Below are 26695 nucleotides of genomic sequence, written 5' to 3'. Positions count from 1 at the left end.
CGATCTATCTGATATTTTAATAAATTTCACAAATATGAAACAAATGAGTTTATCATTACTAATATTAAGTAAGTGTGTAATATTTTTTAATATAACCATTTATGTCTATTTAAATACATTAGATAATAATAGATATTTATTTTACCAATAAATATGATATATGATGTATATAAAGAGGTAGGATTAATATTAAATTTCAATTGATTTTATCAATAGTATATTCATAGCTGGTTAACCCCTTCTCAGTTATCTGTTATAAATATATCTATTTGTAAGATAATGAAATTACTGTATTTTTTCATTTGACATCTATCGCTATCAAGAGAGTAAAGATAATTTGAATATCATTTCTGGCATTTTTACTATGTATTTACATTGTAATATCTTGGAGTTGAAATTTATTCACATATATAAATACATTAAGTAATTGTGAATTTTTTTGTGATTAATGTTTTGAGATATTACCTAACCTAAATTTCACGTTTAAATAACATACTTAGTCAGCTAGATCGGTGACAAATATCTAGCGGGTTATTTTTATATTATTTTTGATCTGAACTAAGTATAAGCATAATTCTACATTTTTCTATTATCAAATAATTCAATTCTAAATGAAGAACCCTATAGCAAGCAGAGGGGTATCGAAAACCATTAAGTTTACGCCATGAGTGGTGGGGGAATTAGATCCTAAGAGATTAAAAATTAGAACGATTATTTAACTAATAGATCAAAATTTGAAACTTTGGAACTATAAAATGAATATGACACGTAACCATACATCCTCATTAGAGAATCATTTGATTTCCTCTCGTGAATTATCGCTTAGTTCTACTCAACAAGTTGTTTGGCTTGACCAAATTCTTCATCCTGATACCCCCAATTATAATATCAGTACACTAGTCTGTATGGAGGGAGAGCTGGATGAAGTATTGTTCATTCAGGCTCTTGAATCTGTTGTTTCTCGTCATGATGCATTGCGTTTACGGCTCGTAGATACCCATGGATTACCCCGTCAAAAACTTGTCGATACTCTCCCTGTATCTCTATCCATACACGACTTTTCGCAATATCCTGACGCAGAAACTCAGGCGACGCAGCAAACTTATGCTACTTTCATACGTCCGTTCGATTTGTATGGAGAGTTGTGGCGTTCTGAACTGCTGCGAGTTAGCGAGACACGGTGGTACTGGCAATTTTGTTGTCATCATTTAATCTCAGATGGTTTGGGTTTGAGACTGGTTATCAAAGATCTTGCAGATAATTACAATCGTCTGGTCAAGGGGGAAGCACTGGCAGACGCTGCTCCTTCCTATCTCGACTTCATTGTTGAAGATCGCGCCTATCTTGACTCTAAATTGTATACACGTGACCTGCAATTTTGGTTGGAACGCTATAAAAAACTGCCCCCAGCCTTAATTCCACCCTCAAATCTAAGTACATCTGTCACTCATGAACAGGCAAAACCCATTCTTTGGCAATTAGACAAAACACTTTTTCAACAGATTGAAAATACAGTGGCCGCTCATGGGCTATCCGTCCTCCATTTTATGTATGCCGTTCTCGCTTGCTATTTCGCACGTAGTACAGACGTGGAGGATGTTGTTATTGGTACTCCTGTACACAATCGCAGAAATGCAAAACAAAAGGGTACTATGGGAATGTTCTCGTCAGTCATTCCCATCGGAGTAACTATTCATTCTGAGGATTCTTTCCTTGATGTCATGCGCAAAGCAGCAATGGAGTTGCGTCGTTGCTATAAGCATCAGCGGCTGCCAATCGCAGAGATAAACCAGCACACACAAATCAAACAGAAAACAGGGCGTACTCAACTGTTTGATATCATACTGTCGCTTGAGTTGTTCAAAGCCGATATGAGTATGCAAGGCACCGTCACAACACTCAAACAATCACATCGTGGTGCCATGTTCCCTCTCACGATAGCCATCTACCAATACGAGTTTACTCACCTTGAGAATATAAGCCAACCTGCCACAATCGAATTCAATTACGATACTAATTACTTGAATCACGAGGAAGTTGTTGCTCTTCAATCTCGTTTGGCTCTATTGGTGGAAACTGCCATCACATCTCTGGATATGCCTATTGGAAACGCTCCCTTATTGCCAACGGCAGAGCGCCAGAAACTGTTGGTGGATTTTAATTCAACCGATGTTGATTTCCCACAACACACTCTGATACACCAACTATTCGAACAACAGGCTGAACGTACTCCAGATGCCACTGCGGTGGTGTTTGAAACACACTCCCTTAGTTACGATGAGCTTAACCGTCGCGCCAATCAACTGGCTCATCATTTACTTGCCATGGGTGTCCAACCCGATGATCGCGTCGCCATCTGCGTTGAACGCAGTCTTGAAATGATAGTGGGACTGTTGGCTATCCTAAAAGCCGGCGGTGCCTATATGCCGTTAGATCCAGCTTACCCGACCGAACGACTGACGTACATGCTTGATGATGCAGCACCGATAGCGTTGCTTACTCAGTCTTCACTCATTGAAAGACTGAATAATCACTTACCTACCGTGATACTTGATACCCAATCCCCATCTGTTTTTGATGAAGAGCCGGAAGAAAATCCCAATGCTCAAGCTCTAGGGATAACATCACACCATCTGGCGTATGTGATTTATACCTCTGGCTCTACGGGACAGCCCAAAGGCGTGATGGTGACACACCGGAATGTCATCAATCTTCATACTGGATTGAATGCAGCTCTCGTCCTCAACTCGCCGTGTCGCGTAGCCATGAACGCCAGTATTGTGTTCGATGCCTCGGTGCAAAGCTGGTTTCAATTGCTTTCAGGTCATACATTGATCATCATTCCTGAAGAGATCCGTGCTGATGGTCAGCAACTCTGGCGCTATTTTGCACACCACCTTGTGGACATGTTTGACTGTACGCCAGTGCAATTACAATGGCTGTTAGATGCCGGACTGGGAACACGTGCCGGTTATCAACCCAAGTTGGCGTTGATTGGTGGTGACACTATCTCCCCTTTAATGTGGTCCAGACTGCAAGAAATAGAAACGACCCGCTTTATCAACGTCTACGGACCAACAGAATGTACGGTAGACGCCACTCTTTGTCCGGTTGATGTATCATTGTCACAACCCAGCATCGGTCGGCCAATTGCGAACACCCAGATCTATATTCTGGATAAACAAAGCCGGTTGCTGCCCTTTGGTGTTGTTGGTGAGATTTATATTGGTGGCGTCGGTGTTGCCCGCGGTTATCTTAACCGCCCAGAGTTGACAGCAGAGCGTTTTATTCCAGATCCCTTCTCAACAGTGCCAGATGCCCGACTTTATAAGACAGGTGACCTCGGTCGCTGGCTGCCGGATGGCAATATCGAATATCTCGGCCGCAATGATTTCCAGATCAAGCTGCGCGGTTTCCGCATCGAGCTGGGTGAAATCGAAGCGCGCCTGGTTCAGTGTCCAGAAATAGATGAAGCTGTTGTTATCGCCCGCGAGGATATCCCCGGTGACAAACGCTTGGTAGCCTATCTTCAGACTCAGCCGGATAGTGAACTGATACCCGCCAAATTACGTCAGCAACTTGCACAACATTTGGCTGATTATATGCTGCCCAGTGCTTTTGTCGTGCTAGAGAGCTTCCCTCTTACCCCTAACGGCAAACTCGATCGTAAAGCGTTGCCGATCCCTGATCAGTCAGCGGTAATAACGCGTAACTATGAAGCACCTTCAGGGGAACTTGAAATCATATTGGCTGAGATCTGGCAAGATTTGCTGGGACTGGCACGTGTCGGTCGCCACGATCATTTCTTTGAGCTTGGTGGTCATTCACTAACAGCGGTCAGCCTAATTGAACAATTGCGTAGCGCTGGTTGGTTGCTTGATGTTCGCCACGTTTTCTCTTCACCTGTGCTTGCCGATATGGCTCAAGCTATCCAGACGAACCAGAATGATTCCGCCTTTATTGTACCACCTAACTGTATTTTTGAAGGTTGCACGGCTATTACCCCAGAGATGCTGCCGCTAGTGACACTATCTCAGGCGGAAATCGACATTATTGCCAAGACTGTAATCGGTGGCGCTGCCAATGTGCAGGATATCTATCCACTTGCACCGCTACAGGAAGGCATACTGTTCCATCACCAGCTACAAGAACAAGGTGATACCTACCTGTTAAATAGTCTGATTGCCTTTGATAATCGTGAATATCTCAATGCCTTCCTTGATGCCCTGCAAAAGGTCATTGACCGCCACGATATTCTGCGTACAGCCATCTGCTGGCAAGATGTGTCGCGACCTGTACAGGTAGTCTGGCGACAGGCTCCGCTGTCAGTGACGACTTTCGTGCCAACCTCAGCTGATAATGTACAAGCTCAGTTGCAAATGCACACAGATCCACGTCAACGTCGATTCGATCTGAATCAAGCACCGTTGCTTACCGCCGATATCGCTCATGATCCAGTCAGCCAAGAGTGGCTGCTGGCGCTGAGTTATCATCATGTGGTCTGTGACCACATGACTCTGGAGCTTATCGTCGATGAAATCCGCCTGCTGTTGCAAGGGCGCACTGACGAACTTCCCAATCCGTTGCCGTACCGTAATTTCATTGCTCAAACCTTGAATGTACCGGCTTCAGTGCATGAAGACTATTTTCGTGCTCGACTCGCCGACGTCGATACACCAACAGTGCCATTTGGTCTGTTTAACGTACAGAATAACGTTGAAGATATTGTTGAAACTCGTTTATTACTGGATAGAAATTTGGCTGGGGCACTCCGTACTCAGGCTCGTCACTTAAGAATCAGTGCTGGAGTACTGTTTCATGTTGCCTGGGCGCAAGTGTTGGCAAAAACCAGTGGTCGTGATGATGTGGTTTTCGGTTCAGTACTACTGGGTCGCCTGCAAGGTTCTGCGGGTGCTGATCGGGTAATGGGAATGTTTATCAATACTCTACCAATACGGGTATCCCTTGCTGATCGCAGCGTATTGGAAGTGGTGCAAACTACCTACCGTGAACTGGCATCACTGCTGGAACATGAACAAGCTCCGCTGGCATTAGCCCAGCGCTGTAGCGGTGTCGCCCCATCATTGCCATTGTTTAGCTCCTTGCTGAACTACCGCCACAATAAATCAAGCTCCGTTGGTGTTGCTTGGGACGGTATCCGTGTGCTGACCACAGTAGAACGCAACAACTATCCACTCACTCTTTCGGTAGATGATATGGGTGAAGATTTTGGTTTGGTGATTCAAAGTATTGCGGAGATCGATCCAGCCAGAATAGCGAACTACTTGACTACGGTTATTGTTAATCTGCTCAACATGTTAACAACGAATCCTCATCAACCCATTTGTCATTTATCGATCTTACCCAACCACGAGCGTCAGCAACTACTGATGGATTTCAGTGCTACCAAAACTGACTTTCCACAAAATGTTCTCGTGCACCAATTGTTTGAACAACAAGTTGAACGCACGCCTGACGCTATTGCGATGGTGTTCGAAGGACACACTTTCAGTTACGAAGAACTCAATCGTCGTGCTAATTGCCTGGCTCATCACTTACTGACTCTGGGGGTAAAACCCGATGACCGAGTTGCCATCTGTGTTAAACGCAGCCCGGAAATGATAGTGGGATTGCTGGCTATCCTCAAAGCTGGCGGCGCCTATATACCACTGGATCCGTCCTACCCGGTCGAACGGCTGACTTATATGCTTAATGATGCCGCACCAGTCGTGTTACTTACTCAAACCGTCCTGAGAGAGAAATTGGGGAGCGAACTGCCTACCGTGGTGCTTGATACCCCCCAAATATCCATTTTTGACAAAAAATCGGCAGAAAATCCCAATGTTCAGGTACCAGGACTGACTTCACACAATTTAGCGTATGTGATTTATACCTCAGGTTCTACCGGACAGCCTAAAGGCGTTATGGTTGAGCATGGTGGATTCAGAAATTACCTACAGTGGGCTCTTGGACATTATGCTGGTGCAGGTCAACTAAACAGTATCGTATCATCACCAGTGGCCTTTGATGCAACGGTTACCAGTATTTATCTGCCCTTACTTTGTGGTGGTAAAATACAACTGCTCCGTGACGGGCAAGAATTGACTGAGTTGATACCCGCTCTGTTGTCTATGGACACTGCTGCTCTGGTCAAGATCACTCCCACTCATTTTGCGACAGTGGGTCAGGAACTGTTAGCGACAAAACAAACTTGTCCTGCACATTATTTTATTGTAGGTGGGGAGCCGCTCCCTGGTTCAACCGTAGCACGTTGGCGTGAACTTTCCCCTGAATCTCGTATTGTTAACGAGTATGGCCCAACTGAAACGGTGGTTGGCTGTATCACATTTGATACCCATAAACTGAGTAATATCACTGGTAATGTTCCTATTGGCAGCCCTATCGCTAACACCCAAATCTATATTTTAGATACACAACGTGAACCCGTTCCTCTTGGTGTCATCGGTGAGATCTATATCGGCGGTGCTGGTGTGGCCCGTGGCTACCTGAACCAACCAGAATTGACAGCGGAACGCTTTATTCCCAACCCATTCTCAGATATACCTCATGCCCGGATGTATAAGACCGGCGATCTCGGTCGCTGGCTGCCTGATGGTAATATTGAGTATTTGGGTCGCAACGATTTTCAAGTCAAGCTTCGTGGCTTCCGTATTGAACTTGGCGAAATCGAGACACAACTTGTTCAATGTCCGGGTGTAGATGAAGCGGTTGTCGTTGCGCGCGAAGACATGCCGGGTGATACCCATTTGGTAGCCTATCTCCGGCCACAATCCGGTGTTAAACCCGTACTGGCTGAATTGCAGCAGCAGCTTACCCGGCATTTGGCTGAGTACATGATCCCCAGCGCCTTTGTGATGTTGGAAACCTTCCCGCTGACGCCTAATGGTAAACTCGACCGTAAGGCACTGCCCACACCTGACCAATCAGCCACAGCAACCCATGCTTATGAAGCGCCCATTGGCAAACTGGAAATAACACTGGCGCAGATCTGGCAGGAATTACTGGGGCTGGAACGCGTCGGACGTTATGACCATTTCTTTAAACTCGGCGGTCATTCATTACTCGCGGTTCAATGCGCAACACGCGTACGCCAAGTGTTAGCTTTGGATCTGCCGCTTGCTCAGTTCTTTGCCCAGCCCGTTCTTATTGACCTTGCCCGAACGCTCACGGATGCCTCAGTAAACACTCAGGCAATTATTCCTGCTGTTGATCGCAGCCTGCCGTTGCCACTTTCTTTTGCCCAACAACGATTATGGTTCCTCGATCAACTCGACTCTGCGGCCAGCCAGGCTTACCATATTTCTGCAGTATTACAACTTTCCGGTAAACTAAACTATCAGGCGATTACTTCGGCACTTAATAGTCTTGTCGCCCGCCAGGAGAGTCTGCGCACTCACTTTATATTGGTTGATGGTCAGCCTTGTCAGGAAATAGCTCCCCCAGACATTGGTTTCACTCTTTCCTATCTGGATATGCGTAACCTGAGCGAAACAGACCGTACAAATCGCGTTGCCGAACTCGCCGAATGTGAAGCCCAAATGCCTTTCGATCTTACTCAAGGCTCGCTGGTCCGTGGTCAGTTGTTGCAACTGGCTGATGAGGAACATGTACTGCTGTTTACCCAGCATCATATTATCTCCGATGGCTGGTCCATTGGCATCATGGTTCGGGAACTTGCTGCATTTTATCAAGCAGCCCTTTCCAATCACGATGTTGCCTTACCATCACTGCCCATCCAGTACGCTGACTATGCCGTCTGGCAACGCAATGAGTTACAACAGGATGTGCTCTCAGAGCAGCAGGATTTCTGGTATACCCAACTCCAAGGGGCACCTGCTTTACTTGAACTTCCCACAGATCGACCACGTCTGCCAATACAGAGCTATGCCGGCAAACAGATACCGCTCCATTTGAACACTGACGTACTCGCTTCCCTCAAGATGTTTAGCCAAGGTCAGGATACTACCTTATTTATGATCCTGCTCGCAGCTTGGGCTATCGTTCTTTCCCGTCTCAGTGGCCAGGACGATATCGTTATTGGTACTCCCGTTGCCAACCGCCAGAACAGAGAAACCGAAGAATTAATTGGCTTTTTTGTTAACACGCTAGCCTTACGTATCGAATCCGGTCAGTGCAAGACCGTAGAGGAACTGCTGGCTCAGGTTCGCGAACGAACCATTGCGGCCTATGCGCATCAGGCACTGCCTTTCGAACAGGTGGTCGAAGCACTACAGCCAGATCGTAGCCTGAGTTACAACCCGATATTTCAGGTTATGTTGGTTTTAAACAACACTCCGGCTCAGGCGCTGAAGCTGCCCGGTCTGGAACTCACTCTTCTGGAACAACCACGGCGCAGTACTCAATTTGACCTGACACTGTCACTTACCGAAACCGATGCCGGTTTAGTTGGCGGGCTGGAATATGCGATTGACTTGTTTGATCAGGAAACGATAATTCGCATAGCAGGCTATTTTGAGAACGTATTAACGGCGATGGTAACGGATGTCACACAAGCTATTTCTTCCCTGCCTATGCTGCCTGTAACAGAACGTCAACAACTGTTGGTGGATTTCAATGCGACACAGGCGGATTTCCCGCAAGAAGCGTTGATCCACGAGCTGTTCGAGCAACAAGTGGAACGCACGCCTGAAACCATCGCGGTGGAGTTGGAAGGACAATCCCTCAGTTACCGTGAACTCAACCGCCGTGCCAACCAACTGGCGTATCATCTGCTGACACTGGGCGTCCAGCCTGATGACAGGGTGGCTATCTGTGCCGAACGCAGTCTGGAAATGGTCGTCGGGCTGTTGGCTATCTTGAAAGCCGGTGCGGCCTACGTGCCCCTCGACCCGGCCTATCCGGCTGAACGGCTGGCCTATATGCTGGAGGATGCCGCCCCCGTGGCCCTGCTGGCTCAGGCCGCCCAGGTGAAAATCTTAGGCAGCCGTCTGCCTGTCGTTGTGCTGGATACCCCGGCATTATCTGTCTGGGATAGCTTGCCGGCTGAAAACCTTGATGCCCGGACATTGGGGCTGACGTCACATCACCTGGCCTATGTCATTTATACCTCCGGTTCCACCGGGCAACCGAAAGGGGTGATGAACAGCCATCGTGCCCTCTGTAACCGTCTGGTCTGGATGCAGGAAACTTATGGCCTGACCGTCCATGACCGGGTCTTGCAGAAAACCCCGTTCAGTTTCGATGTGTCGGTCTGGGAGTTCTTCTGGCCTCTGCTTTATGGTGCCCGTCTGGTGATGGCCCGTCCCGAAGGCCATAAAGATGTGGATTATCTGGCTCGGCTGATTGATACCGCAGGTATCACGACACTGCATTTTGTCCCGTCCATGTTGCAACAGTTTGTGCAGGGGATTGCACCCCAGCACACCTGTGCCACCCTTAAACGGGTGATTTGCAGCGGTGAGGCCTTGTCAGCAGAGCTGCAACAGTGCTTCTTCGCCCGTTTTCATGCTGGACTGCACAATCTGTATGGCCCAACTGAGGCGGCAATTGATGTCACCTATTGGGCTTGCCAGCCTGACGATAAGCGTCACTTTGTCCCTATTGGCCGCCCGATTGCCAATACCCAAATGTATATTCTGGATACTCTGGGTCAGCCCGTGCCAATGGGGGTTTCCGGTGAACTCCATATCGGTGGCGTGGGGGTGGCTCGTGGTTACCTTAACCGCCCGGAACTGACCGCGGAACGCTTTATGGCTGACCCGTTCTCCAACACGCCTGGTGCCCGGTTATACAAAACCGGGGATCTCGGCCGCTGGTTGCCGGATGGCAGCATCGAATACCTCGGCCGTAACGACTTTCAGGTTAAGTTACGCGGTTTCCGCATTGAACTGGGGGAAATTGAAGCGCGTCTTGCTCAATGTTCAGGGGTACAGGAAAGTGTCGTTATCGCCCGTGAAGACAGTCCGGGGGATACCCGTCTGGTGGCCTATCTCCGGCCCCAGTCCGGTGTGGTACTGGCGCCGGCTGACTTACGTCAGGCACTGGCACAGCATCTGGCTGACTATATGCTGCCCAGCGCCTTTGTGATGCTGGAGACCTTCCCGCTGACCCCTAACGGCAAACTTGACCGCAAAGCCCTGCCTGCCCCTGAGCAGTCAGCGGTTGTTACACGCGACTATGCGGCACCGGAAGGGGAATTGGAAACCACACTGGCACAGATTTGGCAAAACTTGCTGGGGCTGGAACGCGTCGGCCGTTATGACCATTTCTTTGAGCTTGGCGGTCACTCACTCATGGTGGTCAGCCTGATTGAACAACTGCGTAATGCCGGCTGGCTGCTTGATGTCCGCACGGTTTTTTCCACGCCTCTGCTCACTGACATGGCACAGGTTATCCAGACGAATCAGGGGGAACCGGCCTTTCTGGTGCCGCCTAATCGGATCCCCGAAGGCTGTACAGCGATTACACCTGACCTGTTGCCTTTGGTGGCATTGTCTCAGGCGGAAATTGACACGGTTGTCAACACGGTGGCGGGCGGAGCCGTTAATGTACAGGATATTTATCCGCTGGCACCGTTACAGGAAGGGATTTTGTTCCACCACAGGCTACAGCAACAAGGCGATGCTTATCTGTTAAATAACCTGATTGCTTTTGATACTCGTGAGCACCTCGACGCCTTCCTTAAGGCGCTACAACAGGTAATCGATCGTCATGATATCCTGCGTACCGCTGTTTGCTGGCAGGGATTAACACAGCCTGTGCAGGTGGTCTGGCGTCAGGCACCACTGTCTGTAACAACTTTTGTGCCAACCTCCGCAGACAATATCCCGGCCCAATTACAGACGCACACCGATCCACGTCGGTGTCATCTTGATTTGAGTCAGGCACCATTACTGGCCACCAGCATTGCTCACGACCCAGCCAACAATGAATGGTTGTTAGCTCTGAACTTTCATCATTTAATTGGCGACCATATGACCCTGGAGCTTATCGTTGCCGAGATCCGTTTGCTGTTGCAGGGGCAAATAGAAATGCTGCCTGCTGCAATACCCTACCGCGATTTTATCGCTCAAACCCTGAGCGTACCTGCCTCTGTACATGAGGACTACTTCCGCACCCAACTTGCCGACGTTGATGCGCCAACCGCCCCCTTTGGTCTGCTTAATATACAGGGTGACGGTGAGGATATTACCGAAGCCCGTTTGCTGCTGGATACTACTCTGGCACAGGCGATACGTACTCAGGCTCGTCGTTTGGGTATCAACCCCAGCGTACTGTTCCACGTTGCCTGGGCACAGGTACTGGCGCAAACCAGTGACCGTGGCGATGTGGTTTTCGGCACTGTACTACTTGGTCGCCTGCAAGGTTTCACCGGTGCCGATCAGGTGATGGGGATGTTTATCAATACGCTACCAGTCCGGGTCACTCTTGCGAATCGTAGTGTGCTGGAAGTGGTACGGGCTACCTATCGCGATCTGACATCACTGCTAGAGCATGAACAAGCTCCTCTGACATTGGCACAACACTGTAGTGGTGTGAATCCACCATTGCCACTATTTAGCGCCCTATTTAACTACCGCCATAGCCAACCAAATACGGTGAACCAGATTTGGGATGGTATGCGTATATTGAGCGCAGAAGAACGCACCAACTATCCACTTGATCTTTCCGTGGATGATCTAGGGGAAGGTTTTAATTTGATAGTTCAAAGTACTGCGGAGGTTGATCCTGTCCGGGTAGTCAATTATCTGGTTACTGCCATCAGCGGACTAATTGAAGCGCTGAAAACTGAGCCACAGCGGCCTATTCTGAACCTGCCAATTTTGCCTGCTGCAGAACGTCAGCAGCTACTGGTGAACTTCAATGCGACACAAGTGGATTTCCCGCAGGAGATGCTTATCCATGAACTGTTTGAGCAACAGGCTAAACGTACACCTGATGCTACAGCTGTGGTGTTTGAGAAACTGTCGCTTAGCTATGACGAACTCAATCAGCGTGCCAACCAAATAGCCCATGCTCTGATTGAATTTGGTGTACGCTCCGATGATCGGGTGGCGATTTGTGTCGAGCGCAGCCTGGATATGGTGATTGGTATACTGGGTATATTAAAAGCCGGAGCGGGTTATGTTCCGCTCGACCCTGAATATCCAAATGAACGGCTGGCACATGCTTTGTCTGACAGTACGCCCAAATTACTGCTCACTCAGCAACATTTACACGCGCATTTACCGATAGCCGATATCCCTGTATGGTTATTAGACCATGCCAAACATCTGAACTCAGTTGCCCAACAATCTGTTGCCAATCCTGATCCAAGACAATTGGGGTTACAAGCACGTCATCTGGCCTATGTGATTTATACCTCCGGTTCCACTGGATTACCTAAAGGCGTGATGATTGAACACCACAATGTGGTGAACTTTATCCATACCCAGTGTCAGATCAGTGAACTCAAATCTACTGATCGTGTCCTGCAATTCGCCACGATTGCCTTTGATACCGCAGTGTCTGAAGTTTTCCCAACATTGTCTGTCGGAGCCACCTTAATCCTGCGCCCAGCGCATATTCGGATACCGGATACTAACTTCAGCCATTTCCTACAGGAACAGGCTATCAGCGTAGTAGATCTGCCGACTGCCTTCTGGCACCAGTGGGTACAAGAGATGAAAGCAGGCCGCTGTGATTTCAGCTCTTCTCTGCGCTCAATCACTGTCGGCGGTGAAAAAGCTGAATCCCGCCATCTTATCGATTGGCAATCCATGCCTGAAACCCGGCACTGCCGCTGGATCGATACCTATGGACCAACCGAAACTACGGTCATTACCACCGCGATGACATTGGACAGCGGTGAGGTACTGGATGCAGCCGAAACATTGTCGATTGGTCGCCCGATTGCCAATACCCGCATTTATATTCTCAATACACAAGGACAACCTGTACCACTCGGTGTCACCGGAGAGATCTATATTGCCGGTGCGGGGGTGGCTCGTGGCTATCTGAATCGTCCAGAACTGACAGAAGAGCGATTTGTCACCGATCCATTCAGTATGCAACCAAATTCCAGAATGTATAAGACCGGCGATCTGGGGTGCTGGCAGCCAAATGGCACGATAGTTTACCTCGGCCGTAATGACTTTCAGGTTAAAATCCGCGGGTTCCGTATTGAGCTGGGCGAAATCGAAGCACAATTGACCCATTGTACAGGTGTCAAGGATACCGTCGTTATTGCACGTGAAGAAAATAATGGCGAGAAACGTCTGGTGGCGTACATTGTGCCACAGCCTAATGTCACGCTGGATGTCACTAACCTGCGAGAACAACTGAGTACCCGTTTGGCAGATTATATGTTGCCCAGCGCCTTTGTGATGTTAGAAGCGTTCCCGCTTACACTCAATGGCAAACTTGACCGCAAGGCACTGCCCGCCCCTGACCAATCAGCGGTGGTAACCCGTGACTATGAGTCTCCTGTTGGCGAACTGGAAACGACATTAGCTCAAATCTGGCAAAATCTGTTGGGGTTAGAGCGTGTCGGCCGTTACGACAATTTCTTTGAGCTAGGCGGTCATTCGCTGTTGGTCGTTAGCCTGATTGAACAACTGCGCCAAAGACATCTTGCACTTGATGTCAAAGCTGTCTTCACTTCGCCGACTCTGGAGGTGATGGCGACGCGCCTGACAACAGAGGCGACTGGTAAAACTGCCCTGAACGTGCCACCCAACCTTATCAACACTGATTGTGACACTATTACGCCAGATATGCTGCCGCTGGTAACATTATCTCAGGCGGAAATTGACATCATTGTTGAGACCGTGGTTGGTGGGGCCGCTAATGTGCAGGATATTTATCCGCTCGCACCGTTACAGGAAGGCATTCTGTTCCATCATCAGTTACAAGAACAAGGCGATGTCTACTTGTTAAATAGCCTGATTGCCTTTGATAGTCGCTCACGTCTTGATGCTTTCCTCGGTGCCCTACAACAAGTTATTGATCGCCATGATATCCTGCGTACCGCCGTCTATTGGCAGGAATTGTCTCAACCTGTACAGGTTGTCTGGCGTCAGGCACTGTTGTCGATCAGCACTTTTGTTCCAACCTCTTCAGACAATGTGTTGGATCAGTTACAAGCGCACACCGATCCGCGTCAGCGGCGGCTCAACCTGAATCAGGCGCCATTGTTCACTGCCGATATTGCTCTTGATCCGACCAGCAATGAGTGGCTACTTGCTTTAAGTATTCATCATCTGATAGGCGACCATGTAACGATGGAACTTATCACTGACGAAATTCGCTTACTGTTGAAGGGGCAAGCAGAAACCCTGGCAGTTCCATTACCTTACCGCAACTTTATTGCCCAGACACTAAACGTGCCAAACTCGGCACATGAGACCTATTTCCGTTCCAGACTTGCCGATATCGACACACCAACGGTTCCATTCGACCTGCTCAATGTACAGGGTGATGGTGAAGGCATACTCGAAGTGAATCTCCCGCTAGATCTGGCACTGGCACAGGAAATTCGCAATCAAGCCAGCCGTCTGAGTATCAGTCCGGGTGTATTATTCCATGTTGCCTGGGCACAGGTACTGGCACAAACCAGCGGCCTTGAGGATGTCGTTTTCGGCACCGTATTGCTTGGCCGTTTGCAAGGCTTCGCCGGAGCCGATAGGGTGATGGGAATGTTTATCAATACGCTACCAGTGCGGATATCTCTTGCCGGTCGCAGTGTATTGGAAGTGGTGCAGGACACTTACCATGATTTGACGGCATTGCTTGAACATGAGCAGGCTTCTTTAGCTCTGGCCCAACGTTGCAGCAGTGTGATGCCACCAATGCCATTGTTCAGTGCCTTACTCAATTATCGCCATAGCCAGCCAGAGACAGATGATACCGTCTGGGAGGGTATGCGTCTGTTGTCTGCTGAAGAGCGCACTAACTACCCATTGACCCTTTCGGTGGATGACTTTGGGGAAGATTTCAGCCTCGTCGTTAAATCCGTCACTACAATTGACCCTGCCCGGATAGCTGATTATCTGGTCACAGCTATCAACAACTTAGTTGAATCTTTGGCAAACGCACCCCAGCAGTCTGTTTTGGATCTATCAATCCTGCCTGCCTATGAACGCCAGCAATTATTGATCGGATTCAATAACACCGAGACTGACTTCCCACAAGAAACGCTGATCCATGAATTGTTTGAACAACAAGCAGCGCGCACGCCTGACGCCACTGCTGTGGTATTTGGAGATCGGTCTCTCAGTTACAGTGAACTGAACTGCCAAGCCAATCGTCTGGCTCATCATCTACTCTCTATAGGGGTACGTCCGGATGATCGGGTGGCTATCTGTGTTGAACGTAGCCTGGAGATGATGGTGGGACTGCTGGCTATCCTCAAAGCGGGTGGGGCCTATGTGCCATTGGATCCAACCTACCCAGCCGAACGATTGACTTACATGCTCGATGATGCTGCACCGGTAGCCCTGCTTACGCAGTCCACACTCGTTGATCTGCTAGACAGCAACCTACCCAGCATATTACTCGATCAGACGCCATCTGTTTTTGATGAGGGATCTGAAAACAATCCCGGTGCTCAAACACTGGGACTCACCCCACACCATTTGGCCTATGTGATTTATACTTCCGGTTCCACGGGACAGCCCAAAGGGGTGATGGTGGCGCACAGGAATGTCATCAATCTTTATACTGGATTGAATGCAGCGCTCGCCCTCAAACAACCGTGTCGCATAGCGATGAACGCCAGTATTGTGTTCGACGCTTCGGTGAAAATCTGGCTCCAATTGCTTTCAGGTCATACATTGATCATCGTTCCTGAAGATATTCGTGCCGATGGTCAGCAGCTTTGGCATTATTTTGCACGCCACGTTGTGGACATGTTCGACTGTACGCCGGTTCAATTACAGTGGCTGTTGGACGCTGGGCTGGGAACACGTGCCGATTATCAACCCAAATTGGCGCTGATTGGTGGGGATGCTATTTCGCCTTTAATGTGGTTCAGACTGCAATATATAAAAACTACCCGTTTCATCAATGTCTACGGACCAACAGAATGTACAGTAGACGCCACTCTCTGTCCGGTTGATTTATCATTGTCGCAACCCAGCATTGGCCGGCCAATTGCTAACACCCATATCTATATTCTAGATAAACAAGGCCAGTTGCTGCCCTTTGGTGTTGTTGGTGAGATTTATATTGGTGGCGTCGGTGTTGCCCGCGGTTATCTTAACCGCCCAGAGTTGACAGCGGAGCGCTTTATTCCCGACCCGTTCTCAGCCGCACCTAATGCCCGAATGTACAAGACCGGTGACCTCGGTCGCTGGCTGTCCGATGGCAATATTGACTATTTGGGTCGCAACGACTTTCAGGTCAAGATCCGTGGCTTCCGTATTGAGCCTGGTGAGATCGAAGCACAACTTACTCAGTGTCCGGGTGTCAATGAAGCTATTGTCATTGCGCGCGAAGATATTCCGGGCGATACCCGTTTGGTGGCCTATCTCCAGCCGCAATCCGGCGTTGAACTGGCCCCGGCTGAACTGCGCCAGCAACTGACTCAGCATTTGGCTGAATACATGATCCCCAGCGCTTTTGTGATGTTGGAAACCTTCCCGCTTACGCCTAATGGCAAACTTGACCGTAAGGCACTGCCCGCACCTAATCAGTCTGCCGTGGCTGTACGCGATTATGAAGCCCCGGTTGGTGAAGTAGAAACGGTGCTGGCTCAGATCTGGCAAGACTTGTTGGGACTGGAGCGCGTGGGTCGTTATGATCATTTCTTTGAACTTGGCGGTCATTCGTTACTTGCGGTTCAATGCACGACACGTATACGCCAGATGTTGGCACGGGATCTGCCGCTTGCTCAGATTTTTGCCCAGCCTGTGCTTATTGATCTTGCTCGAACGCTTATTGATACTTCCGTAACCACCCAAACTGCGATACCTGTTGCCGATCGCAGCCTGCCGCTACCTGTCTCTCTTGCTCAGCAGCGGTTGTGGTTCCTTGACCAACTCGATCCCGCCGCTAGTCAGGCCTACCATATCTCGGTGGTATTGCGACTTTCTGGTAATCTTAACTATCAAGCGCTTACCACCGCTCTTGATACTCTTGTTGCCCGTCAAGAAAGCCTGCGTACTCACTTTACGTTGGTTGACGGTCAGCCTTGTCAGCAGATTGACCATGCAGATATTGGTTTTACGCTTTCCCATCTGGATCTGCGTTCCCTGAGCGAAACGGCTCGCATCCATCGCGTTGCTGAACTCACTGAATGTGAAGCTCGTACGCCTTTCAATCTTACTCAAGGCTCGCTGGTTCGTGGTCAATTGCTGCAACTGGCTGACGAGGAGCATGTGCTGCTGTTTACCCAGCACCATATTATCTCTGATGGCTGGTCCACGGGTATTTTAATTCGTGAGCTGGCAGCGTCTTATCAGGCTATCCTTTCCGGTCACGATGTTGCCTTACCACCATTGCCCATCCAGTACGCTGACTATGCTGTCTGGCAGCGCAACCAGTTGCAGGGCGACGTACTTACTGAACAGCGTAATTTCTGGTGTGCTCAGCTTCAAGGAGCGCCAGCCCTGTTGGAACTGCCTACGGATCGGCCACGACCATCAGTACAGCACTATGCTGGCAGCCAGGTGCCTTTCCATCTCGACGCAGGATTACTAACCGCACTTAAGGCACTTGGACAGCACCAAAATACAACTTTATTTATGACCCTGCTCGCGGCTTGGTCTATTGTCCTTGCTCGCCTCAGTGGTCAGGATGATATCGTTATTGGCACTCCTGTTGCCAACCGCCAGAACAGAGAAACCGAGGAGTTAATTGGCTTCTTTGTCAACACGTTGGCCTTACGTATCGAATCTGGTCAGTGCAATACTGTGGCGGAGTTGCTTGCCCAGGTTCGCGAACGCACACTGGCTGCCTATGCTCATCAAGATCTGCCGTTCGAACAGGTGGTGGAAGTATTACAGCCCGCCCGCAACATGAGTTACAACCCAATTTTCCAAGTCATGCTGGCTTTGAACAATACTCCGGCTCAGGAACTGAAGCTGTCCGGTCTGGAACTCACCCTTATTGAGCAATCACAGTGCAGTACCCAATTCGACCTGACACTGTCGCTTACTGAAACCGACGCCGGTTTGGTTGGTAAACTGGAGTATGCAACTGATTTGTTCGATCAGGAAACTGTGATTCGTATAGGGAGTTATTTCAAAAACATTCTGACAGCAATGGCAACAGATGCCACACAAGTTATCCAGTCCCTGCCTATGCTACCTGTTGCCGAACGCCAGCAGGTACTGGTCGATTTCAACGCCCCACAGGCTGACTTCCCACGAGAAACCCTGATCCATGAATTGTTCGAGCAACAGGCTGAGCTGACCCCAGACGCCATCGCCGTGGTATTTGAAGGACAATCCCTCAGTTACGGTGAACTGAACCAGCGGGCTAACCAGTTGGCTCATCATCTGATTGCACTGGGTGTACAGCCTGATGATCGCGTTGCTATCTGTGTGGAACGCAGTCTGGAAATGGTCGTCGGCTTGTTGGGGATACTCAAAGCCGGCGCGGCCTATCTGCCACTCGACCCGGCCTATCCTACTGAACGGCTCGCCTATATGCTTGAGGATGCCGCTCCCGTCGCATTACTTATCCAGACTGCGCTCGTGGAAAGGGTGGACAGCCGCTTACCTACGGTTGTGCTTGATGCCCGCTCACCAGGCGTCTTTGACAGAGAACCGGCCAACAATCCTGACAGCCGGGCACGGGGACTGACTTCACGCCATCTGGCCTATGTGATCTACACCTCTGGCTCCACCGGTCAGCCCAAAGGGGTGATGGTTGAACACGCGAATGTCATTCGCCTGTTAGCGGCAACACAAGGGGATTTCCAGTTCAATAGCAACGATGTCTGGACGCTGTTCCACTCATTTGCTTTTGATTTCTCGGTATGGGAGATATGGGGCGCCTTATCCTATGGTGGTCGATTGGTTATCGTCCCGGCGGCCTGTGCCCGTTCACCGCAGGCATTCTATGCGCTGTTGTGTCAGGAACGTGTGACCGTGCTGAACCAGACCCCCAGTGCTTTCCGTCAGCTTATCCCTGCACAGGATGACACGGCGCATTCCCTGCGTTGTATTATCTTTGGTGGGGAGGCACTGGACTTGCCGATGCTGGCCCCCTGGATTGCTAATAACCCACTTCAGCAGACCCGTCTGGTGAATATGTACGGCATTACCGAAATCACCGTCCATGCCACTTATCGGGAACTGACCGGGGAGGATATCACCGAAGGATGTGGCAGCCTGATTGGTCAGCCATTACCTGACCTGCGTGCTTATCTCCTCGATCACCATGCTCAGCCGGTCCCGATTGGGGTAACGGGCGAGCTGTATATCGGCGGGGCGGGTGTCACCCGTGGTTACCTTAACCGCCCGGAACTGACGGCGGAACGCTTTATGGCTGACCCGTTCTCCAACACGGCTGGTGCCCGGTTATACAAAACCGGTGACCTCGGTCGTTGGTTGCCCGATGGCAGTATCGAATACCTCGGCCGTAACGACTTTCAGGTCAAGCTGCGTGGCTTCCGTATTGAACTGGGGGAAATTGAAGCGCGTCTGGTTCAATGTACTGGCGTGCGCGAAGCGGTTGTTATCGCCCGCGAAGATACTGCCGGTGATATCCGTTTGGTGGCCTATCTCCGTGCCCAGTCTGGGGTTGAGCTGGTTCCGGCTGACCTGCGTCAGGAGCTGGCACAGCATTTGGCTGAGTATATGCTGCCCGGCGCCTTTGTCATGATTGACACTTTCCCGCTGACCCCTAACGGCAAACTCGACCGCAAGGCCCTGCCTGCCCCTGACCAGTTGGCTATTGTGTCGCGTGGCTATGAGCCGCCACAGGGGGAGGTTGAAACCCTGTTGGTGCAGATTTGGCAAGACTTGCTGGGGCTGGAGCGTGTCGGCCGTCATGACCATTTCTTTGAACTCGGCGGCCACTCGTTGCTGGTCGTCAGGGTGATCGAACGGCTGCGCCACGTTGGTTGGGAGCTGGATGTTCGTACGGTATTCATTACACCGATTCTGGCTGATCTGGCTCAGGCTATTCAGACGTATCAGGGGGAACCAGCCTTTATTGTACCTCCCAACCGTATTCCTGATGATTGCACGGTAATTACCCCTGAGATGCTGCCTCTGGTAACACTGTCACAATCGGAAATTGACACTATTATTAACGAAATTATTGGTGGGGCTGCAAATGTACAGGATATTTATCCGCTTGCCCCATTGCAGGAAGGTATCCTATTCCATCACCGACTTGATCCGCATAACGATCCATACGTTATTTCGTCGCTGTTATGTATCGATAACCAGGCAAATTTTGAAACCTTCACAACCGCATTACAAGCGGTCATCGATCGGCACGATATCCTGCGCACCACTATCCATTGGGTCGGGTTATCCCAACCGGTTCAGGTTGTACACCGACATGCCCCATTACCTGTTCATCGCCTGACATTGGAAGAGAGCAGTGACGTGGTTGCCAGTCTGCAAGCCCATATGACATTGTCACATTCACACATGGATTTATCCCATGCTCCACTAATACGTTTACAGACTGCGGCTGACCCACGCTCATCCAAGCTGTATGTCTTGCTTCAGTTCCACCATATCATCAACGATAACCTCTCATTACGGCATTTTCTGGCAGAATCGGTTGCTTTCCTAACGGGAAAAAGCGCCGATTTACCACCATCGGTGCCTTATCGGAACTTTGTTGCTTATACACGTCAGAAAGACAATATTCAGATAGCGGAAACCTTTTTCCGGGAATATCTGGCAGATCTTGATGAGGTGACGGCACCCTTTGGCCTGATTAACGTTCAGGAAGGAGGTGAAAATACGACAGAAAAACACCAAATTCTTAAGGCCGAATTATCACGCACTATCCGTGGAACGGCCAGCAAGCTAGGCACTAGTCCCGCGGCTTTGTTTCATGCAAGTTGGGCACTGGTCGTTGCACGAACCAGTGGCCGTGACGATGTCGTATTCGGGACCACCTTGTCAGGCCGTATGTCAGGCATTGAGGGTAGTGCAAGTGCATTGGGAATGTTCATCAATACCCTGCCTGTGAGGCTGAAACTGAGCGGGATCAGTGTTGAGGAACTTGTCAGAACAGCGAATGACGCATGTGCCAGTTTACTGCGTTATGAGCAGACCCCATTGTCTCTTGTGCAACGCTATAGCGGGTTCGGCAATATGCCGTTGTTCAGTTCGCTGTTAAATTGCCAACACATGAGAGACAAAGACACTAGTGCGCTTAATCTGGAGCGGTTTGGCGTGACAAGTCTATCTAGCTACGGACGCACCAATTACCCGATTGGGATCTCTATCGATGACGATGGTGACTCTTTTATGTTATCCACCCAAACCGTCAACACGATCGATCCGGCCAGAGTGAATGCCTATATGGTCAGGACGCTGGAACAATTGGTCTCGATATTGGCGGACACACCGAGTACCTCTGCCCTGAAAGTGGATGTGCTGCCCGTCTCAGAGCGCCAGCAATTGCTGCTGGGCTTTAATGCCACTGAACGGCACTTCCCACAAGAGGCTCTTATCCACCAGCTGTTCGAACAACAGGTAGAACGTGCCCCTGATGCCACGGCTGTAGTGTTTGAAGGGCGTACCCTCAGCTACGCTGAACTGAACCGCCGTGCTAACCAGCTAGCGCACCATTTGCTTGCGTTGGGCGTTAAACCCGATGACTGCGTCGCCATTTGTGTTGAACGCAGCCCGGAGATGGTAGTGGGATTATTGGCTACGCTCAAGGCGGGTGCCGCCTATGTGCCACTCGATCCAACTTATCCACTCGAACGTCTGGCTTATATGCTGGATGATGCGACGCCAGTGGTACTGCTTACCCAGACTTCACTGATTGAAAGACTAGGCAGTAGCCTGCCTATCGTGCTGCTTGATGCCCCGGCCTTCGACAATGATGCAGAAAGTAATCCGGATACCCAAGCACTGGGGCTGACTTCGCATCATTTGGCCTATGTCATCTATACCTCCGGCTCTACTGGTCAGCCCAAAGGCGTGATGGTTGAACACGGTGGGTTCAGAAATTACCTGCAGTGGGCTTTCAGTCATTATGCAACTGCCGGACAGATAGACAGCATCGTGTCATCACCTTTTGCCTTTGATGCCACAGTCACCAGTATTTATTTGCCTCTGATTTGTGGGGGCAAAATGCACCTGATCCGTGAAGGCCAGGAACTTATTGAGTTGGTGTCCTTACTGTTATCTATACCGATGGAACCGACTATTCTGGTTAAGATTACCCCTACTCATCTTGCTGCAATTGGCCAGGAATTACGCGCTGCAAAGCAAACTTGTCCTGCACGTTGTTTCATCGTCGGTGGGGAGGCACTCCCTCAATCGATCGTAGCACTTTGGCATGAACTATCTCCTGAATCACGCATTATCAATGAGTATGGCCCAACCGAAACGGTAGTGGGTTGCGTCGTGTTTGATACTAATCATCAGAATAGTACCGCCGAAAATATTCCTATCGGACAACCGATAGCCAATACCCAGATTTATATTTTGGATGCACAGGATCAGCCGGTTCCCCTTGGTGTGACCGGGGAGATTTACATTGGCGGCGCTGGAGTGGCTCGAGGCTACCTCAACCGTCCGGAATTAACGGCAGAACGTTTTATTTCCGATCCATTCTCAGTAGATTCAGATGCTCGTCTGTACAAGACTGGTGACCTCGGTCGCTGGCGTTCTGATGGCAATATTGAATATCTCGGTCGCAATGATTTCCAAGTCAAACTCCGTGGTTTCCGTATTGAACTGGGTGAAATTGAAGCGCGTCTGGTTCAGTGCCCAGAAATAGATGAGGCCGTTGTTATTGCTCGTGAAGACATTCCTGGTGACAAACGCCTTGTAGCTTATGTTCGTCCTCATGCCGGCATTGAATTAGTACCGGCTGAACTGCGCCAGCAACTGGCACAATACTTAGCCGAATATATGCTGCCCAGTGCCTTTGTCACGTTGGAAACTTTCCCACAGACCCCTAACGGTAAACTCGATCGTAAAGCACTACCCGCCCCTGAACAGTCTGCGATAGCAATGCGTGGGTATAAAGCACCAGAAGGAGAGCTGGAAACAACACTGGCACAGATTTGGCAAGATCTGCTGGGACTGGAGCGTGTCGGCCGACATGATCATTTCTTTGAACTCGGTGGCCATTCACTGATGGCGGTCAGCCTGATTGAACGGCTACGTAATTTAGGCCAGACACTTGATGTCCGTAGTATCTTCACCGCGCCAATGCTCTCTGAAATGGCTCTGGCTATCCAGTCTCTCCAAGAGAAACCAACCTTCATTGTTCCACCTAATCGCATTACTAAAGATTGTGCTGCCCTAACTCCTGATCTATTGCCATTGGTGATATTGTCCCAGATCGAGATTGATACCATTGTCGATACTGTTCCCGGTGGAATAGCCAATGTGCAGGATATTTATCCACTCGCTCCATTACAGGAGGGCATTCTGTTCCACCACCGGTTACAGGAGCAAGGGGATATCTATCTGTTAAACAATTTGGTGGCCTTTGATACCCGTGAATGTCTTGATGCCTTCCTTGAAGCGTTACAGCAAGTGATTGATCGCCATGATATCCTGCGTACCGCCATCTGTTGGCAGGGTCTGACTCAGCCCGTACAGGTAGTCTGGCGTCAAGCGACGTTGCCAGTGAACACTTTTGTACCAGCCTCAGAGGACAATGTCTTAGCCCAGTTACAGGATCATATTGATCCGAGGTGGCGCCAACTTAATCTTAATCAGGCACCATTGCTTACTGCCGATATAGCTCATGATCCGAACAGTCACGAGTGGTTGTTGGCACTGAGCTTCCATCATCTGATCGGCGATCATATGACATTGATGCTTATCATCGACGAAATTCGTATGCTGTTACAAGGACGGGCAGAGGAACTGCCGAGTTCACCGCTGTACCGCAATTTTATCGCCCAGATCCTGAGCGTGCCGACCTCCGAGCATGAAGATTACTTCCGTGCCCGGCTCGCCGATATCGATGCGCCAACCGCTCCCTTTGGTCTGCTTAATGTGCAGGGCAACGGTGAAAATAATGTCGCCGAAGTTCGTGTACCTCTGGATACCACACTGGCACAAGCGATCCGTAGCCAAGCCCGTCGTTTGGGTGTCAGTCCGGGAGTATTGTTCCATGTCGCTTGGGCACAGGTATTAGCGCAAACCAGTGATCGTGATGATGTGGTCTTTGGTTCCGTACTGCTGGGTCGCTTGCAAGGCTCTGCCAGTGCTGATCGAGTAATGGGGATGTTTATCAATACCTTGCCAGTACGAATATCTCTTGCTGAGCATAGTGTGTTGGAAGTGGTGCAAAACACCTACCGTGACCTGACTGCACTGCTAGAGCATGAGCAGGCTCCGTTGGCATTAGCCCAACGTTGCAGTGGTGTGATACCACCGATGCCATTATTCAGTGCCCTACTTAATTATCGCCATAGCCAGCCAGGTGTAGATGATACAGCCTGGGATGGTATGCGTCTGTTAGCGGCAGAAGAGCGTAATAACTATCCGTTGACTCTCTCGGTGGATGATTTGGGAGAAGGTTTTAATTTGGTGATCCAAGCTATTACAGGTATCGACTCCCCCCGATTGGTGAACTACTTAGCTACAGCTATCAGCGGTCTGGTTGAAGCACTGGCAACTGAACCTCAGCGACTTATTTTAAGTCTACCAATCTTGCCTGCTACTGAACGCCAGCAGCTATTGGTGGACTTTAATGCCACCGAGGCTGACTTCTCAAGAGAGTCTCTGCTCCATGAGTTATTTGAGCAACAAGCAGTCCGCACGCCGGACGCCACTGCGGTAGTTTTTGAGGGGCAATCTCTAAGCTATAGCGAGTTGAACCGACGTGCCAACCGGCTGGCCCATTATTTGCTCACACTTGGTGTGCAGCCGGATGATCGGATAGCCATCTGCGTTGAGCGCAGTGTGGAAATGATAGTGGGATTACTGGGTATCCTCAAGGCAGGTGCAGCCTATGTACCGCTTGATCCAGCCTATCCGGCCGAACGACTGGCGTATATGCTTGATGATGCCTCTCCCGTGGCATTGCTGACTCAAACTGCCTTGATGGAGATACTGGACAGCAATTTGCCCACTGTATTGCTTGATGTTCCTCTATGCAATGTTTGCACAGAAAGTAATCCTGATGCCCGGACATTAGGCTTGGCCTTCCATCATCTGGCCTATGTGATTTATACCTCGGGTTCGACGGGGAAACCAAAGGGAGTCATGGTTGAACACAGTAATGTTGTTAACTTCCTGTGTTCGATGAGCAAGGAACCCGGTATTACGGAAGAGGATATTATACTAAGTGTGACCTCTCTCTCCTTTGATATTTCCATTTTGGAGCTATTCCTGCCGTTATTGACAGGGGCACGAATCATACTGGCGACTCAGGCGCAAGCAGCAGATGCACAGCAATTGGCCGCCTTGATTATTCGCCATGATGTTTCACTCATGCAGGCAACTCCCTCAACGTGGCGTATGTTGTTGCAACTACCGAATTTCACTCTGCCAGCTAAGTTTAAAGTGTTGTGCGGTGGGGAAGCGTTGCCGGAAACACTAGCAACGCAGTTGCTCCAACAGGTTCCTATGCTCTGGAATTTATATGGGCCAACGGAAACGACAGTTTGGTCCACGTTAAACAACCTGACCCGAATGTCGTCTTCCATCGGTCATCCTATTGCCAATACCCAGGTCTATATTCTGGATAAACAAGGCCAACCAGCCCCTCTCGGTGTTGTCGGTGAGATCTATATTAGTGGTGCCGGTGTTGCGCGCGGTTATCTGAACCGTCCAGACCTGACGGCAGCGCGTTTCATGCCTAATCCATTCTCATCGGTCACGGGTGCTCGAATGTATAAAACTGGCGATCTCGGTCGTTGGTTATCGGATGGCAGCATTGAGTATCTGGGCCGCAATGACTTTCAAGTCAAACTGCGTGGTTTCCGCATTGAACTTGGCGAGATCGAAGCACGTCTTTCTCAGTGTTCAGGGGTGCGCGAAGCAGTTGTCATCGCCCGTGAAGATAGTCCGGGGGCTACTCGCTTTGTGGCTTATCTGCTTCCTCAACCTGACGCTGAACTCGTGCCAGCTGAATTGCGCCAACAACTCGCCCAGCATTTAGCAGAATACATGCTGCCCAGTGCCTTTGTGACGTTGGAAACTTTCCCGCTGACTCCTAATGGCAAGCTTAACCGTAAAGCGTTGCCTGCTCCTGAACAGTCAGCCGTGGCAGTACGCGGTTATGAGGAACCTGTTGGAGAAGTGGAGAGCACTCTGGCTCAGATCTGGCAAGAATTGTTGGGATTGGAGCGCGTTGGACGTTATGACCATTTCTTTGAGATAGGCGGTCATTCGCTCATCGCTGTGCAATTAATAACGCATATACAAACTGAATTTTTAATAGACATACCCATCGTCTCAATTTTCCAATCCCCAAAATTATCAGAATTAGCAGAAGTCATTCTCTCTGCGCAAATGAGTTCTGCATGGGGGAATGGTGTTGAATCAATAAAGAGTGACCTCGATTCAATGTCGATAGAAGAGTTAATGGCGATTTTAGATGGAGATACTAATCAATG

2 protein-coding genes (both running past the window's edge) are annotated in these 26695 nt (G+C 49.7%); both read left to right on the top strand.

Going from position 1 to position 26695, the window contains the following annotated elements:
• Positions 1 to 755: 755 nt before the first annotated feature.
• A protein-coding gene (locus tag WDV74_RS12890) for a non-ribosomal peptide synthase/polyketide synthase (protein ID WP_338883175.1) crosses the window boundary here: on the top strand, positions 756 to 26695 show its 5' portion. 1 nt of this gene lie beyond the right edge of the window; 25940 of the gene's 25941 nt are visible here — the first part of the coding sequence; it begins with the start codon at positions 756 to 758; the stop codon is cut by the window's right edge — 2 of its three bases fall inside, at positions 26694 to 26695.
• Positions 26693 to 26695, top strand: the start of a protein-coding gene (locus WDV74_RS12885; RefSeq protein ID WP_338883173.1) for a non-ribosomal peptide synthase/polyketide synthase. 21222 nt of this gene lie beyond the right edge of the window; 3 of the gene's 21225 nt are visible here — the first part of the coding sequence; its start codon is at positions 26693 to 26695; the stop codon falls past the right edge of the window. The genes WDV74_RS12890 and WDV74_RS12885 overlap by 4 nt, the downstream gene beginning before the upstream one ends.

Origin of the sequence: Xenorhabdus sp. TH1 (assembly GCF_037260955.1) — a bacterium.
GTDB lineage: Bacteria > Pseudomonadota > Gammaproteobacteria > Enterobacterales > Enterobacteriaceae > Xenorhabdus > Xenorhabdus griffiniae.
The sequence above is the reverse complement of the archived record's forward strand: the minus strand, read 5'-3'. Positions and strand labels throughout refer to the sequence as shown.